15 protein-coding genes are annotated in these 13,536 nt (G+C 72.3%); 9 read left to right on the forward strand and 6 right to left on the reverse strand.

The genetic code is table 11. The features are described 5' to 3' along the window. The first annotated feature begins 109 nt into the window (after positions 1-109). From ACPA54_RS01720 to ACPA54_RS01735, 4 genes are all read left to right on the forward strand, one after another. Positions 110-1,018: an SAM-dependent methyltransferase gene (locus ACPA54_RS01720; RefSeq protein ID WP_423526868.1), complete on the forward strand. Its 909-nt coding sequence runs from the start codon at positions 110-112 to the stop codon at positions 1,016-1,018. Positions 1,019-1,036: 18 nt separating this feature from the next. After that, positions 1,037-1,375 carry an alpha/beta hydrolase family protein gene (locus ACPA54_RS01725; RefSeq protein ID WP_423526018.1) on the forward strand — a complete coding sequence of 113 codons (339 nt, stop codon included), beginning with the start codon at positions 1,037-1,039 and terminating at the stop codon, positions 1,373-1,375. Beyond that, entirely contained in the window at positions 1,372-1,494 is a 123-nt protein-coding gene (locus ACPA54_RS01730) for a hypothetical protein (protein ID WP_423526020.1), read from the forward strand. Before ACPA54_RS01725 ends, ACPA54_RS01730 begins: the two co-directional genes overlap by 4 nt. 147 nt (positions 1,495-1,641) lie before the next feature. Continuing rightward, positions 1,642-2,418, forward strand: coding sequence for an SGNH/GDSL hydrolase family protein (locus tag ACPA54_RS01735; protein WP_423526022.1), 777 nt, complete (start codon positions 1,642-1,644; stop codon positions 2,416-2,418). Between the two features lie 111 nt (positions 2,419-2,529). On the opposite strand, the gene ACPA54_RS01740 is transcribed toward ACPA54_RS01735, so the two are convergent. The 5 genes from ACPA54_RS01740 to ACPA54_RS01760 all read right to left on the reverse strand — a co-directional run bounded on the left by ACPA54_RS01740 (position 2,530) and on the right by ACPA54_RS01760 (position 8,398). Then, the gene (locus ACPA54_RS01740) at positions 2,530-3,150 is read right to left on the reverse strand and encodes a TetR/AcrR family transcriptional regulator (RefSeq protein ID WP_423526023.1); all 621 of its coding nucleotides are present in this window, start codon (positions 3,148-3,150) and stop codon (positions 2,530-2,532) included. Further along, entirely contained in the window at positions 3,147-4,223 is a 1,077-nt protein-coding gene (locus ACPA54_RS01745) for an amidohydrolase family protein (protein ID WP_423526025.1), read from the reverse strand. Before ACPA54_RS01745 ends, ACPA54_RS01740 begins: the two co-directional genes overlap by 4 nt. 31 nt (positions 4,224-4,254) lie before the next feature. After that, complete coding sequence (locus ACPA54_RS01750) at positions 4,255-5,412, reverse strand: thiolase C-terminal domain-containing protein (RefSeq protein WP_423526027.1); 1,158 nt, start codon at positions 5,410-5,412, stop codon at positions 4,255-4,257. Next, positions 5,409-5,813, reverse strand: a complete 405-nt coding sequence (locus tag ACPA54_RS01755) for a Zn-ribbon domain-containing OB-fold protein (RefSeq protein ID WP_423526029.1) — start codon at positions 5,811-5,813, stop codon at positions 5,409-5,411. The genes ACPA54_RS01750 and ACPA54_RS01755 overlap by 4 nt, the downstream gene beginning before the upstream one ends. Positions 5,814-5,929: 116 nt before the next feature. Next, positions 5,930-8,398, reverse strand: a complete 2,469-nt coding sequence (locus ACPA54_RS01760) for a CoA transferase (protein ID WP_423526031.1) — start codon at positions 8,396-8,398, stop codon at positions 5,930-5,932. 118 nt (positions 8,399-8,516) lie between these two features. Here ACPA54_RS01760 and ACPA54_RS01765 point away from each other — a divergent pair, with 118 nt between their 5' ends. The 5 genes from ACPA54_RS01765 to ACPA54_RS01785 all read left to right on the forward strand — a co-directional run bounded on the left by ACPA54_RS01765 (position 8,517) and on the right by ACPA54_RS01785 (position 12,266). Beyond that, on the forward strand, positions 8,517-8,972 hold the full coding sequence (locus tag ACPA54_RS01765; RefSeq protein ID WP_423526033.1) for a pyridoxamine 5'-phosphate oxidase family protein: 456 nt from the start codon (positions 8,517-8,519) through the stop codon (positions 8,970-8,972). Further along, positions 8,969-9,667 (forward strand): enoyl-CoA hydratase-related protein, encoded by a 699-nt coding sequence (locus tag ACPA54_RS01770; protein WP_423526035.1) that lies wholly within the window; start codon positions 8,969-8,971, stop codon positions 9,665-9,667. The genes ACPA54_RS01765 and ACPA54_RS01770 overlap by 4 nt, the downstream gene beginning before the upstream one ends. A gap of 244 nt (positions 9,668-9,911) precedes the next feature. Continuing rightward, complete coding sequence (locus tag ACPA54_RS01775) at positions 9,912-10,319, forward strand: VOC family protein (protein ID WP_423526036.1); 408 nt, start codon at positions 9,912-9,914, stop codon at positions 10,317-10,319. 198 nt (positions 10,320-10,517) lie between these two features. Beyond that, positions 10,518-11,384: an RNA polymerase sigma-70 factor gene (locus ACPA54_RS01780; protein WP_423526038.1), complete on the forward strand. Its 867-nt coding sequence runs from the start codon at positions 10,518-10,520 to the stop codon at positions 11,382-11,384. A gap of 27 nt (positions 11,385-11,411) precedes the next feature. Continuing rightward, a complete protein-coding gene (locus ACPA54_RS01785) occupies positions 11,412-12,266 on the forward strand; it encodes an MBL fold metallo-hydrolase (RefSeq protein WP_423526040.1) in 855 nt (284 codons plus the stop codon). A 76-nt stretch (positions 12,267-12,342) separates the two neighbouring features. Here ACPA54_RS01785 and ACPA54_RS01790 read toward each other — a convergent pair whose 3' ends face one another. Next, positions 12,343-13,266 (reverse strand): NAD-dependent epimerase/dehydratase family protein, encoded by a 924-nt coding sequence (locus ACPA54_RS01790; protein ID WP_423526042.1) that lies wholly within the window; start codon positions 13,264-13,266, stop codon positions 12,343-12,345. Between the last annotated feature and the right edge of the window lie 270 nt (positions 13,267-13,536).

The raw sequence follows: 13,536 nt of genomic DNA on the forward strand, positions 1-13,536 counted from the left end.
CCTCGCCGCGGCGGCGAGGCTGCGGAACGAGCGGGATTCCGGCGGGGGCGGGCGTGTGCCTTCCCCGGCCGGGGTCCGGCGTGACCCGAGCGGAGAGCCTGTGACGCCGATGCCGTCGGACGAGCACGGCGCCCGCGCACGCGTCGTGTACCGGGCCCCGGAAGCCCCCCGCGCCAACCGCGCCCCGGGCGCCCCGCACCTGGCGTGTGCGCCGCGGGCGATCGCGCCGCGCGCCCAACTGCGCACCGACACCGCGCATCCGGCGCGGATGTACGACTACTACCTCGGCGGCAAGGACAACTTCGCCGCCGACCGCGAAGCCGCCGAGAACGCTTTGGCGGCGGCCCCGGAACTCCGCGCGATGGCCCGCGCCAACCGGGCCTTCCTGCGGCGGGCGGTGGCGTTCGCGGCGGCGTCCGGCGTGCACCAGTTCCTGGACGTCGGGACGGGGCTGCCGACGGCGGGCGACCCGTACGACTACTCCCGCGCGGACACCCGGGTCGTGTACGCCGACAACGACCCGATGGTCCTCGCGCACGCCCGCGCACTGCTGGCCCGCCCGGGGGCGGCCACGGGCGTGGTGGCCGCGGACCTGCGGAACCCGGAGGAGCTGCTGCGGGATCCGGGCCTGCGCGACGTCCTCGACCTGGATCGGCCGGTCGCGTTGATCCTCACCGCCGTCGTGCACTACCTCGCCGACGGCGACGACCCCCGAGGGGCGATCGGCACGCTGATGGCCGGACTCGCCCCGGGCAGCCTCCTCGTCCTGTCCCACGCCACCGACGAGATCAACCCGGCCTCGGCCCGCAGCGCCGCCGCTGCCTACGCGCACCTTCCGACGCCGATGACCCTGCGGTCGCGCCCGGCGATCCGGGCGCTGTTCGACGGGCTGACGCCGGTGTCGCCGGGTGTCGTGCCGACGCCGTACTGGCGGCCGGCGCGGACCCCGCGGGGCGGGTCGGATCGGGTGTGGATGTACGCGGGGGTGGCGCGCAAGGACGATTCCGGCGCGGGGTGAGGACTACCGACCGGACTGGTGCACGACGAAGGCATCTGGCCGTCGGTGAAGCGCTCGATCGCGCAGACCTACTTCCGGGGGCGCGACCTGTCCGGGACCTTGCCGCTGCCCAACGCCGACAAGCTGCGGGTCCCCGCGCTGGTGATCGGCGGCCGGGACGACATCCGGTCTCCCCTGGACCACATCGAGGCGTTCGTCGACAAGGCCCGGTGTGCGGGGCGCGACCTGCGCCTGTGGATCATGGGCGGCGGCCACACCGAACAGGCCAACGACGGCACCGCCATCGCGCAGCAGACCGGCCGCCGCACCCGAGCCTTCCTCTCCACCACCCTGCGGCCCAGCCCCACGACCAGATGAAGACCCCCGCGTTCGCCCCCGGGGCGGAAGCCTGCGCTCCCCCGCTCGCCCCCTCCGCGGCCGGACGCGGGTTCCGGCAGGACGCCGGCCGCCAGCTGGACAAGACCTTCTCCCGCTGACGGTTGACCCGTTCGGGTCAGCGTCGACGGGAAGATTGCGTGACAACTTCCAACGATCTTCGTTCGCTGTTACATATGGGACGCGCTTTCCCGACAGCGGAGGTGTCCATGCGCCAAGCATGTTCGTTACGTGCACTGCCGGCGGGAATGTCCGCCGTTCTTGCTTTCCTTCTCGCGGTACTCGGGCTCGGGTTGCTCGCCCCGTCTGCACAGGCGCAGACGGGGCGCTATGTCGCCTTGGGGGACTCGTACTCGGCCGGTGTGGGCGCCGGGAGTTACGACGGGGCCAGCGGGAACTGCAAACGCAGCACGAAGGCCTACCCGGCCTTGTGGGCGGCGGCGCATGCGCCGTCGTCGTTTGCGTTTGTGGCGTGTTCCGGGGCGAAGACCGGTGATGTGCTGAACGGGCAGATCAGTGCGGTGAATTCGTCCACGACGCTGGTCAGCATCTCGATCGGCGGCAACGACGCCGGGTTCGCCGACGTGATGACGACGTGTGTCCTGCAGTCGGAGAACTCGTGCCTGAACGCGGTCGCCAACGCGCGGGCGTTCGCCGACAACCAGCTGCCGGGGCTGCTCGACCAGGTGTACGCGGCGATCAAGTCGCGGGCGCCCGGCGCGCACGTGGTGGTGATGGGCTACTCGCGCCTGTACAAGATCGGCGGGTCCTGCTGGTTCGGCATCGGCGACACGAAGCGCCGGGCGCTCAACGGGGCCGCGGACGAGCTGGACACGGTGATCGCCAAGCGCACCGCGGACGCCGGCTTCACGTTCGGCGACGTGCGTCCGCCGTTCACCGGGCACGAGGTCTGCTCGGGTTCCGCATGGCTGCACAGCACGACACTGCCGGTGGACGAGTCGTACCACCCGACGGCCACGGGACAGGCGCAGGGCTACCTGCCGGTGTTCGCGGCGGCTGCGTAGCCGACGGGGTCGAACAACGGGCGTCTCGGGCGTCGGTCGGGGTTCCGGCCGGCGCCCGAGACGTGTCCCGGTGGATCGGGCCTCACCCCGGAGGCACCGGCCCCCGGCCCCTCACTCCAGTTGCTTCGCCAGCGCCGCGATCAGCTCCCGGGCATGCGTGGGACGGTTCTCCGGGTGGCGTTGGGCCTTGAGTTCCGTCGGGGTGATGCCTTCCAGGACCACGTGGCTGAGGGCGAGGCCGCGGAGGGTGTGGAAGAGGAAGCCGGGGGTGGTGGGGGCGCCGCCGAGGACTTCGTGCTCCAGGTCGATGAAGCGTTTCTGGGTGCGTTCGTTGATGGTGGTGATGGTTTCCGAGGCTTCGGCGGAGACCGCGGGGTCGCGGGTGAGGTTGAGGGAGATCTGGAGGGAGGCCAGGTACTCGGGGCGGCCGTAGTAGGAGTTGAGGAGGTCCCAGTAGCGGGTGAGGCGTTCGGCCGGGGTGGGGCCGCTGACGTCGGCTTCCTCGACGAGGTGTTCGAGGTGGGCCGCACCGGCGCGGTGGGCCGCGACCATGAGGGCCTCGCGGGTGCCGAAGTGGTGTTGGATGACGCCCCAGGAGACGCCGGCGCGGCGGGCGATTTCGTTGGAGCTGGCGCGGTAGAAGCCCTTGTCGAGGATGCATTCCAGGGTCGCCTGGATCACCTTGCCGCGGGTGGTGTCGTCCGGTGGGCCGGAGGTGGGGCGGGTCGTCACAAGTCCCATACTCGCAGGGCGTTGCCGGACAGGATGAGCGTGCGTTCGTCGGCGGGGATGCCGGCGAACTGCTCGTCGACGAGTTCCCGGGAGCGCGGCCAGCTCGACACCGGGTGCGGGTAGTCGGTGGACCACAGGATGTTCTCGACGCCGATGTCGTGCCGCAGCTTGCCGAGGGCGTGCGGTTCTTCGATGAAGGTGACGTGGATCTGCCGCCGGAAGTAGTGGCTGGGCAGTTCCTTGAGGCCGAAGTCGTAGTCCTGTCGGGTGACTTGGTCGTCGACGGTGTTGAGCCACCAGGGCACCCAGCCGAGGCCGGGTTCGACGAAGACGAGTTTGAGGTCGGGGAAGCGTTCCAGGACCCCGGTGCAGACGAACATGCCGAAGGCTTCCGCGGTCATCAGGGCGGTGACCGGCACCATGATGCCCTTGCCGCGGGTGGGGTCGCGGCGGGCGAGGTCGTCGAGGACGGTGTTGAGGCCGATGTGCAGGCAGACCGGCAGGCCGAGGTCGCTGATCGCGGTCCAGAGGGGCACGTAGCGGTCGTCGTAGTAGTCGGGGAGGCCCAGTTCGGAGGGGTTGACCGGGAGTTGGAGGGACTTGGCGCCCGCCGCGGCCACCCGGCGCACTTCGGCCACGGCGTGGTCGATGTCGTGGATGGGGATCTGGTACGACAGCACCAGGCGCCGCGGGTCCGCCGCCGCGAACTCGGCCAGGGCGTCGTTGAAGGCGCGGGACGCGGCGCGCCAGCCGTCCCGCATGAGGTACAGGTAGCGGAAGCCGGACACCTCGCAGTAGAGCACCTCGACGTCGACGCCGTCGGTGTCCATGTCGGCGAGCCGGGCGTGCGGGTCGGCGTAGCCGGGGCGGTTGGCCGACGGGTACGAGCGGTTCTCCAGCGACTGGGTGTTGGCCTGTCCGGCGCCCATCGAGCGGCGCATGTTCGCGGCGAGGGTGCCGAGGGCCTGGTCGTATTCGTCGTGGATGGCGGCGGGCATGTGCGCTTTGATCTGCGGCTGGGTGGGGCGGACGTGCGAGTCGGCGGAGATCAGGCGTTCGGGCGCCGTGGTCATCGGGTTCTCCTCGGGGAAGGCCACGTCGGCGTCACCGTTCGGCTCCCAGGATCAGTCCGCTGGGGCCGGCCGCGACCAGGACGTGTTCGACGTTCGGGACGGGGTTGGCGGCGGTGCCGCGGATTTGGCGGACCGCTTCGACGATGCTGTTCATGCCGTGGATGTAGCCCTCGCCGAGCAGGCCGCCGTGCGTGTTGACGGGCAGCTTGCCGCCCGGCCCGAGGTTGCCGTCGCGGACGAATCCGGCGGATTCGCCGCGCCCGCAGAAGCCGAGGGCTTCCAGGAGCATGAAGACGACGGGGCTGAAGTTCTCGTACAGCATGGCGGCTTGCATGTCGGACGGGCCGAGGCCGGAGGCGGCCCACAGTTTCCGGCCGACGGCCTCGGCTTCGGGGAACGAGGCCAGGTCGTCGTGGTAGTAGTTCGTCGTCGTCACGCCGCCGAAGACGTCGGCCTGGGCGGCGGCGGCGATGCGGGCGACGGGGCCGTCGCGCAGGTCGCGGGCGCGTTCGGTGCTCGTGACGACGAGGGCGACGCCGCCGTCGGATTCCTGGCAGCAGTCGAGGAGGCGCAGCACGGGTTCGACGATCCACCGGGAGTTCTGGTGGTCGTCGTGGGTGATCGGGCGGCCGTGGAACCAGGCGTGCGGGTTGGTGGCGGCGTAGGCGCGGGCGGCCACGGTGTAGTGGCCGAGGTCGGCGTTGGTCATGCCGCGTTCGAGCATCCAGCGGTGGTACCAAAGGGCGTAGAGCCCGGCGGGGGTGCGCAGGCCGTAGGGGGCGTGCCAGTTCTCGTCGGGTGCGCGCGGCGGGCCGTCCTGGACGCCGAACCGGTTGCCGGAGCGTTCGTTGAAGGCCCGGTAGACGAGGACGTTGCGGCACAGTCCGGCGTGGACGGCGGCGGCGGCGTGCTGGACGGTCGCGGCGGCGCCGGCGCCGCCGTTCGGTGTCCGGGACATCCACGCGACTTCGCGGATGCCGAGGGTGTTCATCAGCGCGTTCTCGGCGTTGGTGTCGAGGGTGAAGGTCACCGTGCCGTCGATGTCGGCGGGGGTGAGTCCGGCGTCGGCGATCGCGGCGCGGGAGGCTTCGCAGGCGAGGCGGAGTTCGCTGCGGCCGGAGTTCTTGGAGTACTCGGTGTGGCCGATGCCGGCGATCGCGGCGCGGTCGGCGTACGGGGGGCGGCTCATGCGGGTACTCCCGCGGCGGGGCGGGCCTGCGGGAGCGCGACGCCGTCGAGGGTGTCGACGAACATCTCGACCGGCAGGTCCATCCGCAGCGCCGCCGGATCGATGTCCCGGAGGTTGGTGACCAGCCGTGCTCCGCAGGTGAGTTCCACCAGGGCGACGATGCTCTGCTCGGGCAGGGCGGCCGCCGGGTGGCGGGGCACGACCCAGCTGAGCAGGCGTCCGTGCGGTTCCGGTGCGAAGGTCTCGTGGTCGTCGGCGCCGCAGGCCGGGCACAGCGGGGTCGGCGGCTGCTGGACGCGGCCGCATGCCGCGCAGCGGCGTAGGGCCAGGCGGCCTTCGGCGACGGCGTTCCAGAAGAACGCGTCGTCGGGCGTGGCATGCGGGGGCTGGACCAGCGCCACGTTCGTCACCTCCGAAGAGAAAGATCCGACGAGAAAGATCCGAAGAGAAAGTTCCGAAGAGAGAGATCCGAAGAGAAAGGTCCGAAGAGGGGATCTCCCCGGTGAGGAAGGGCGGTTCACGTGCCGGGCAGGACCGGCTCCCCGGGCTGCCAGGCGCGGACGACGCCGGCCGCGATCAGCTCGTCGATTTCGTCGTCGTCGAATCCGTAGGAGGTCAGGACTTCGCGCGAGTGCTCTCCGACGACCGGGGTCGGCCCCCACAGGACGCCGGGGGTGTCGGACAGGTCGACGCCGAGTCCCGCGGTGTCGAGGCGGCCGACGTAGGGGTGGTCGAAGGAGGCGACCCAACGGCGTTCGATCATTTCGGGGTCGTCGAAGACGCCGAGGGAGAACGTCTCCGAGCTGATCTCCGCGGGCACGCCGGCGTGGTCGAGGTGCGCGGCCCAGGTCTCCGCGTCGGCTTGGCCGAACACGCCTTCCAGGCGGGCCGCGAGTTCGTCGGTGGCGGTCAATGGCGCTACTCCGGACGGTGGTTCGGCGAGCGCCGCGGTCAGTGCGGCGCGCTGCGCGGGTGTCACCGCGGCGAGGCACAGCCACCGGTCGTCGGCGCAGCGGTAGAGCCGGTAGAACGGCCCCAGTCCGTGGTGTTCGGCGTCCATCCGGGGCCGGTCGGGTTCGCTGCCGTCGGCGCGGACGTACGCGCCGGCCGCGGCGGCGGCGAGGAGTTGGGCGTACACGATGGACGTGTCGACGCGGGCGCCCTGCCCGGTGCGGGCGCGGCGGGTGAGGGCCTGGATGATGCCGATCGCGGACAGGAAGCCGTTGCCGGTGTCGCCGAAGTTGGCGCGGGACCAGATGGGGCGGCCGCCGTCGTCCATGCCGCCGTCTTCCCATTCGACGCCGGCCAGGCAGGCGCCGGTCTGGTCGTTGCCGGCCAGGCCGACGCGCGGCCCGGTGCTTTCGAAGCCGCGGGTGTGGCAGTAGACGAGGTCGGGTTTCACGGCGCGCAGGCTGTCTTCGTCGACGCCGAGGCGGAGGGCCGCGTCGTAGCGCATGTTGTGCTGGACGACGTCGGCGGCGGCGACCAGGCGGCGCAGGACGGCCATGCCGCGCGGGTCCTTGAGGTTGATCGCGAGGGACTTCTTGTTGCGGTTGGCGACCATGGCGATGTGGTTGCACTGCCAGTAGCCGTCGTGCAGGGCGTTGATCTTGACGACGTCGGCGCCCATGTCGGCGAGGACTTGGCAGCCGTACGGGCCGGCGATCGCCAGGCCCAGGTCGAGGACGCGCACTCCGGCGAGCGGCGCCTCCGGCGCGTCGCCGTCGCTCCGTTCCCGGGGTTCGGCTGTCGGCCATGCCCCGCGGAAGGCGATGTCGGCACCGGGGGTTCCGATGCGCGGGGCGCCGGCCCGCAGGGCGCTGCTCGCGCGTTCGACGCTGTACGTCCGCCCGACGGCGCGGATGACGCCTTCGTCGGGGTCGTCGAAGGCGGCGACGCATCCGTCGGCGATCCACCACGGGTCGGAGAGCGCGTCGCGCGGCGGGCGGACGATCTGGATCGGGGTGCCTTTGCGGGCTCCCGCGCGTTCCCACTCCGCGGCCGGGAACTTCGCGAACGCCTCGGCCATGAGCGGGAAGTAGTGGTGCAGGATCACCAGGTTCTCCGGCTCGGTGCCGAGCCGGTCGGGGTCGCGGCGGTGGCCGCGGCCGACGACGATCTCGTCGGGGGCGTCGTCGAGTGAGTCGAGTCCGCCCATGGTGAGGATCCACGACGGGTTGGGCACCCAGTTGTGCACCCACCGTCCGTCCGCGCACCGGAAGATGCCCATGGGGGCGCGCCGGTCGGGGATCCAGGTCTGGAGGTACGGCCGGGCGGTGTGCTCCATGCGCTGCCAGCCGCCGATGACCGCGGCGAGGACGCCTTGGGCCAGCGAGGTCGACACGTGTTGGCCGCGGCCGGTGCGCAGGCGGGCGTGCAGGGCGGCGTTGATGCCGACCGAGGCCAGGTGGAACGCGCCGATGCTGGGCAGCGGGACGCCGGCGAAGAGCGGGCCGTCGCGTTCGGGTCCTTCGACGGCGCCCTTGGGGACGTCGATGCCGGCGAATGGGTCGGGCAGGCCGGCTTGGCGGTTGATGCCGCCGCCGGGCCAGCCGCGCTTCTCCCAGTGCAGGCCCATGCGGGCGGCGACGAGGGCGTCGTAGCCGGGGCGTTCGGCGTCCCGGGTGCCGTCGCCGTAGGCGGTGATGGAGCAGTGCACGAGGCGCGGGTTGAGTGCGGCGAGGCGGGGGTGGGCGAGGCCGAGGCGGGCGCGGGTGGCGGGGCTGAAGGACTCGATGAGCACGTCGGCGTCGCGGACCAGGGCGTCGAGGGCGGCGCGGCCTTCCGCGGACGTGAGGTCGAGGACGGCGCCGCGTTTGCCGCGGTTCCATACCCGGCGGCCGGGCAGGTCGGGCAGCGGGCCGCCGTCGGGCGCGTCGATGCGGATGACGTCGGCGCCGTGGTCGGCCATGAGCATCGCGGCCATCGGGCCGGCGACTCCGTGCGCAAGGTCGAGCACCCGTGTTCCGGACAGCACGTCACCCATGTCGATCGCCTCCGTCGTTGGAACGCGCACCGCATCGCGACCGACCATAGTGAGCACTATGGGCAGAGTAAAGCGATTGCTATGCTGACGGGTCATCAGATCGACTGCGGGAGGCCGCATGGGCGTGGCGCTGTCCGACGACGAGGCGTGGGAGGTGCTGGCCGCCGCACACACCGGGATCCTCACCACGATGCGCGCGGACGGCTTCCCCGTGACGCTCCCCGTGTGGTTCGCGGTGCGGGACCGGGAGATCCTGGTGGCCGGACCCGCCGCGACCCACAAGTTCACCCGGGTCCGCAAGGACGACAAGGTCGCGTTCCTCGTCGAATCCGGTGAGCGGTGGACGGACTTGCGCGCCGTGCAGATCTCCGGCCGCGCGGTCGTCGACCCCGCGCCGGACTGGGCGGACGTCGACGCCCTCTTCGACGCGAAGTACGCGGGCTTCCGCACCCCGCGCGCCGAGATGCCCGAATCGGCCCGGGTCCGCTACGACTCACGCCGCGCGCTGCTGCGCATCACCCCGGAGCGCGCCCCGATCTCGTGGGACAACCGGCGCCTGGCGGGCGGCCGATGAGCCTGCGCACCGAGCGGGACGGCGCCGTCCTGCACCTGGTGATCGACCGTCCCGCCGCCAAGAACGCGCTGACCCTGGCCATGCGGCAGGACCTGGAGCGGCTCTGCGCGGAAGCGGACGCGGACGACACGGTCGCCGCGTTGGTGCTGCGCGCCGTCGGCCCGGTGTTCTGCGCAGGCGCGGACATCAAGGAGATCGCCGCCCTCGGCGGCGCCCTGCCGCCGACCAATCCCGGCGCGGCGCTGCGGGCCGTCCGCAAGCCGGTGGTCTGCGCGGTCGACGGCGCGTGCGTCACCGGCGGCCTGGAACTCGCTCTGAGCTGCGCATGGATCGTCGCGTCGGACCGCGCGTGGTTCGCCGACACGCACGCCCGGCTCGGCGTCCTGCCGCGCTGGGGCATGTCCGCGTTGCTGCCGCGCGCGGTCGGGATCCGGCTCGCGAAGGAGATGACCGCGACCGGCCGCCGCCTCGACGCCGCGGAGGCGCTGCGCGCCGGACTGGTCACCGCGGTCGTGCCGCCCGAGGAACTGGACGCGCACGTGCGCCGTGTCGCGGCGGCCGCGGCCGAGACACATGCCGCCGCGGTGGCCGCGTCGCTCGCGCTGTACGACGACGGCGCGGGACTGGCCCTCGACGAGGCGCTGGCCCTGGAACGCGAGCGGGCACTGGCGTGGACGCCGCCGGACTTCGGCTAGACGGCTTCGGCTGAGACGGCTTCGAACGAGGCAGCTTCGAACGAGGCAGCTTCGGTTGACGCGGCTCGGTTGAGGCGGCTCGGTTGAGGCGGCTCGGTTGAGGCGGCTCGGTTGCCGTGACTTGCTTGAGGCGCGCCCTGCACAGGTTCGACTAACCGAAGCCCCTGTTCGACATTGCCGGGTGCGTGCCACAATGCCGCGGACCGTTCCCGGTCGCCCCGGCCCGCCACGGAGAGGTACGCCCATGACCGAGACCTCACCCGCCCGACCGCGCGTCCGCGGCTACAGCCACATCGGCATCGCCGTCACCGACCTCGACGCCGCCCGCGGCTTCTACCTGGACCTGCTTGGCTGCGAGGAACTCCCGCGCCCCGAGCTGGGCGTGCCCGGCATGTGGCTGCGGGTCGGCGACCTGCAACTGCACTTCGTGGAGACCGACGACATGCCGACGCACGGCGGCGGGCTCCCGCACATCGCCCTGCACGTCGCGGACGGCGACTTCGACCCGCTGATCGGGGAACTGCGCGCGGCCGGGGTGGCGTTCCCGTTCGAGCCGTTCCACAACGGGGAGAACTGGGCCGCGTTCGTCGCCGATCCGGCCGGGAACATGGTCGAGCTGACCACGCTCGGGCCGCTGGCGCCGCGGGCCTGACCCGCCCGGCCGTCCTCCTCGGCCCTCCCCCGCGGGCTTTCCCGCGGTGATTCCTCCGATTGCTGCCGCGGCCTGTCCCCGATTGCATCCGCGGTCGCGAAAAAACGCGACGCCGGCCGTGCGGCCGGCGGATGTCACATTCGCGGGCCGTGTGGTGTCTTGATGTCCGAAAGCACCTGGCAAGGAGGACATCACGGCATGCCCGAGACCCGAGAAGACCCGTTCGTCACCCACCGCGGCCTGCTGTTCACGGTCGCGTACGAAATGCTCGGCTCGGCCGCCGACGCCGACGACGTGCTCCAGGAATCCTGGCTGCGCTGGGCGGAGGTCGACCGGACGGAAGTTCTCGACCCGCGCAGCTACCTGGTCCGGATCGTCACCCGGCAGGCCCTCAACCGGCGGCGGACCCTCGCCCGGCGCCGCGAGGACTACGTCGGCGAGTGGCTGCCCGAGCCGCTGCTGACCACCCCGGACGTCGCCGAGGACGTCGAGCTGGCGGAAAGCGTCTCGATGGCGATGCTGACCGTGCTGGAGACGCTCGGCCCCACCGAGCGGGCCGTCTTCGTGCTGCGCGAGGTGTTCGACATGCCGTACGGCGAAATCGGCGAGGCCGTCGGCAAGTCCGCCGCCGCGGTCCGGCAGATCGCCCGCCGTGCCCGCGACCACGTGAGCGCCCGGCAGCCGCGCATCGCCGTCAGCCCGCCGGAGCAGGCCGCCGTCGTGGAGCGGTTCCTCGCCGCGCTGCGCACCGGCCGCCTCCTCGACCTGCTGGACGTCATGGCCCCGGACGTCGTGCTCACCGCCGACGGCGGCGGTGTCGTCCCCGCCGCGGCCGCCCCCGTGCACGGCGCCGACGTGGTCGCCGCGCTGCTGGCCCGCACCGACCGCGTCGTGGACACCGCGGCGGTGTGGCTCAACGGCGCGCCCGCGGGCCGCGTGGAGATCGACGGACAGGTGGCGGCGGTGAGCGTCCAGGTGAAGGACGGCCGGATCGCCCGCATCTACGTGGTGGCCAACCCGCACAAGCTCACCCGCCTCGGCGAAACCGCCGACCTCGCCCGCTAGGGCGGATTCGTCGGGAAGGAGAGTCCCATGTCGTCTTCCGATGCCGCGCCCTCGCCGCGGCGTGCCGTTTCCGCCGCGGGTCTGCGGCTGCCCATCTGCGCGACCTGCGGTGTCCAGTACGCCGGGCCGCGCGACGACTGCCCGGTGTGCCTCGACGAACGCCAATACGTCGGCTGGGAAGGCCAGCAATGGCTCACCCTGGAGGACCTTCGCGCGGGCGGCCGGCACGGCCGGCTCCGCGAGGAAGGGCCCGGCGTCGTCGGCGTCGGCGCGGAACCGGCGGTCGCGGTCGGGCAGCGCGCGCTGCTGATCCGCGCCCCGTCCGGCAACGTTCTGTGGGACTGCGTGGGCTACCTCGACGACGACCTCGCCGCCCGCATCGAGGAGCTCGGCGGCGTCAGCGCGATCACCGTCAGCCACCCGCACTTCTACGGCGTGATGACCGAATGGGGCCGGGTGTTCGATGCGCCGGTCTACGTCCACGCCGCGGATCGCGACTGGGTCGGGCGCCCGGATCCGCTGATCACGTACTGGTCCGGCGACACCCACCCGATCGCCCCCGGCATGACGCTGATCAACGCCGGGACGCATTTCGCCGGGGGCACGGTGCTGCATTGGGCGTCCGACCCGGAAGGCCGCGGGGCCCTGTTCAGCGGGGACATCTTCATGGTGGTGATGGACCGCCGCTGGGTGAGCTTCATGTACAGCATCCCCAACTACATCCCCGAGCGGCCGAGCACGATCCGGCGGGCGCTCGACCTGGTGGAGCCGTTCGCGTTCGACCGCATTTACGGGGCGTTCTGGGGACGCGTCGTGACGGAGGACGGGGCGGGGGCGGTCCGGAGGTCGGCGGAACGGTATCTGCGGTTCGTGGGTGAGTAGGTCGTTGCCTTTCGGCTTGCCATGACGGCACGGCGCCCGCGGGCTCACGCCTGCGGGGGCCGTGCCGTCGGTGCTTCTACCGGCTCAGTTCTTTCGCGAAGCCCTGGCGCCAGGACGCGTAGTCCGGCTCCCAGCCGAGTTCGCGCTTGGCCTTGGCGTTGGAGAAGGCGCGGCCCTCGGTCATCATCGCGACCGCCACCGGTCCGGCGAGCAGCCGCGCGAGCCACACGGGGACGCGCATCGGGCGCTTCGCCCCCGCGCACTGCGCGAGGTAGGGGAGCCAGTCGTTGGCGGGGGCGGGGTCGTCGTCGACGATGTTGAACACGCCGCGGGCCTGCTTTTCGACGGCGAGCGCGGTGGCGCTTGCCGCGTCGTCGAGGTGCAGCCAGGAGCAGTGGCCCGCCCCGCTGCCCACCAGCGGGAACTGGCGCTTGCGGATCAGGTCGACCTGGTCGTCGGTGGCGCCGGGGCCGTAGAGGGAGCCGTAGCGCAGGACCGCGCCGTCGACGGCGAGGACGGCGTCTTCGACGTGCCGGATCGCGGCCATGCCGGGGGCCGCGGAGGTGCCGGTCATGGGGTCGAGCGGGTCGTCTTCGGTCTTGATCCAGCCGCCTTCGCGGAGACCGTTCCAGCTCGCGTAGCCCTGCGCGACGAAGTGCCGTACGCCGGTGGCCGCGGCGGCGGCCAGCAGGTGGTCGGTGCCTTCGGTGCGGAGCCGGTTGGTGACGGCGAACCAGCGGTCCATGTGCTTGATGTCGGGCTTCCCGGCGATCGCGGTCATCTGGTGGACGATCACGTCGGGCCGCGCCTGCGCGACCGCCTCGCCGACGGACACAGCGTCCAGCCCGTCCATCACGACCCCGTCGGCGCCGAGCCGCTGCACGGCTCCCAGCTTGGCCGCACTGGTCGTGGTCGCCGTGACCTGGTGCCCGCGCGCCACGAGCAGCGGCACGAGCCGCCGCCCGAGCACTCCGGTCCCGCCTGCTACGAACACCCGCATGATGATCACCCTTCCGAGTCTCTTGCCGACCGAGACGAGATGGCGGGGACGGGTGTGACATGGGGCTGACGACGCATGCGAGGGATGCGGTCGGGGTGACGAGGCTCGCGGCGGAAATCGAGTGCCGGAGAGCCGCGGCCGTCCGGCGGAGGGCGAAAGCGGGGCCGGGAACGCGGTCCGCGGAGGTCTGGATCGGCTCACGGGGGAGGCGCCGCGGCGGGAGGGGCAACCGGGCCAGGACGTGCGGCGTGGCGCGCGGATGCCGCGGGG

Origin of the sequence: Uniformispora flossi, from assembly GCF_049534875.1 — a bacterium.
Classification (GTDB): Bacteria; Actinomycetota; Actinomycetes; order Streptomycetales; family Streptomycetaceae; genus Yinghuangia; species Yinghuangia aomiensis.

Coding starts and splice junctions, on each gene's coding strand:
- ACPA54_RS01720 (WP_423526868.1), top strand. CDS start 110: ATGCCGTCGGACGAGCACGGCGCCCGCGCACGCGTCGTGTACCGGGCC.
- ACPA54_RS01730 (WP_423526020.1), top strand. CDS start 1,372: ATGAAGACCCCCGCGTTCGCCCCCGGGGCGGAAGCCTGCGCTCCCCCG.
- ACPA54_RS01735 (WP_423526022.1), top strand. CDS start 1,642: ATGTCCGCCGTTCTTGCTTTCCTTCTCGCGGTACTCGGGCTCGGGTTG.
- ACPA54_RS01745 (WP_423526025.1), bottom strand. CDS start 4,223: ATGACCACGGCGCCCGAACGCCTGATCTCCGCCGACTCGCACGTCCGC.
- ACPA54_RS01750 (WP_423526027.1), bottom strand. CDS start 5,412: ATGAGCCGCCCCCCGTACGCCGACCGCGCCGCGATCGCCGGCATCGGC.
- ACPA54_RS01760 (WP_423526031.1), bottom strand. CDS start 8,398: ATGGGTGACGTGCTGTCCGGAACACGGGTGCTCGACCTTGCGCACGGA.
- ACPA54_RS01765 (WP_423526033.1), top strand. CDS start 8,517: ATGGGCGTGGCGCTGTCCGACGACGAGGCGTGGGAGGTGCTGGCCGCC.
- ACPA54_RS01770 (WP_423526035.1), top strand. CDS start 8,969: ATGAGCCTGCGCACCGAGCGGGACGGCGCCGTCCTGCACCTGGTGATC.
- ACPA54_RS01775 (WP_423526036.1), top strand. CDS start 9,912: ATGACCGAGACCTCACCCGCCCGACCGCGCGTCCGCGGCTACAGCCAC.
- ACPA54_RS01780 (WP_423526038.1), top strand. CDS start 10,518: ATGCCCGAGACCCGAGAAGACCCGTTCGTCACCCACCGCGGCCTGCTG.
- ACPA54_RS01785 (WP_423526040.1), top strand. CDS start 11,412: ATGTCGTCTTCCGATGCCGCGCCCTCGCCGCGGCGTGCCGTTTCCGCC.
- ACPA54_RS01790 (WP_423526042.1), bottom strand. CDS start 13,266: ATGCGGGTGTTCGTAGCAGGCGGGACCGGAGTGCTCGGGCGGCGGCTC.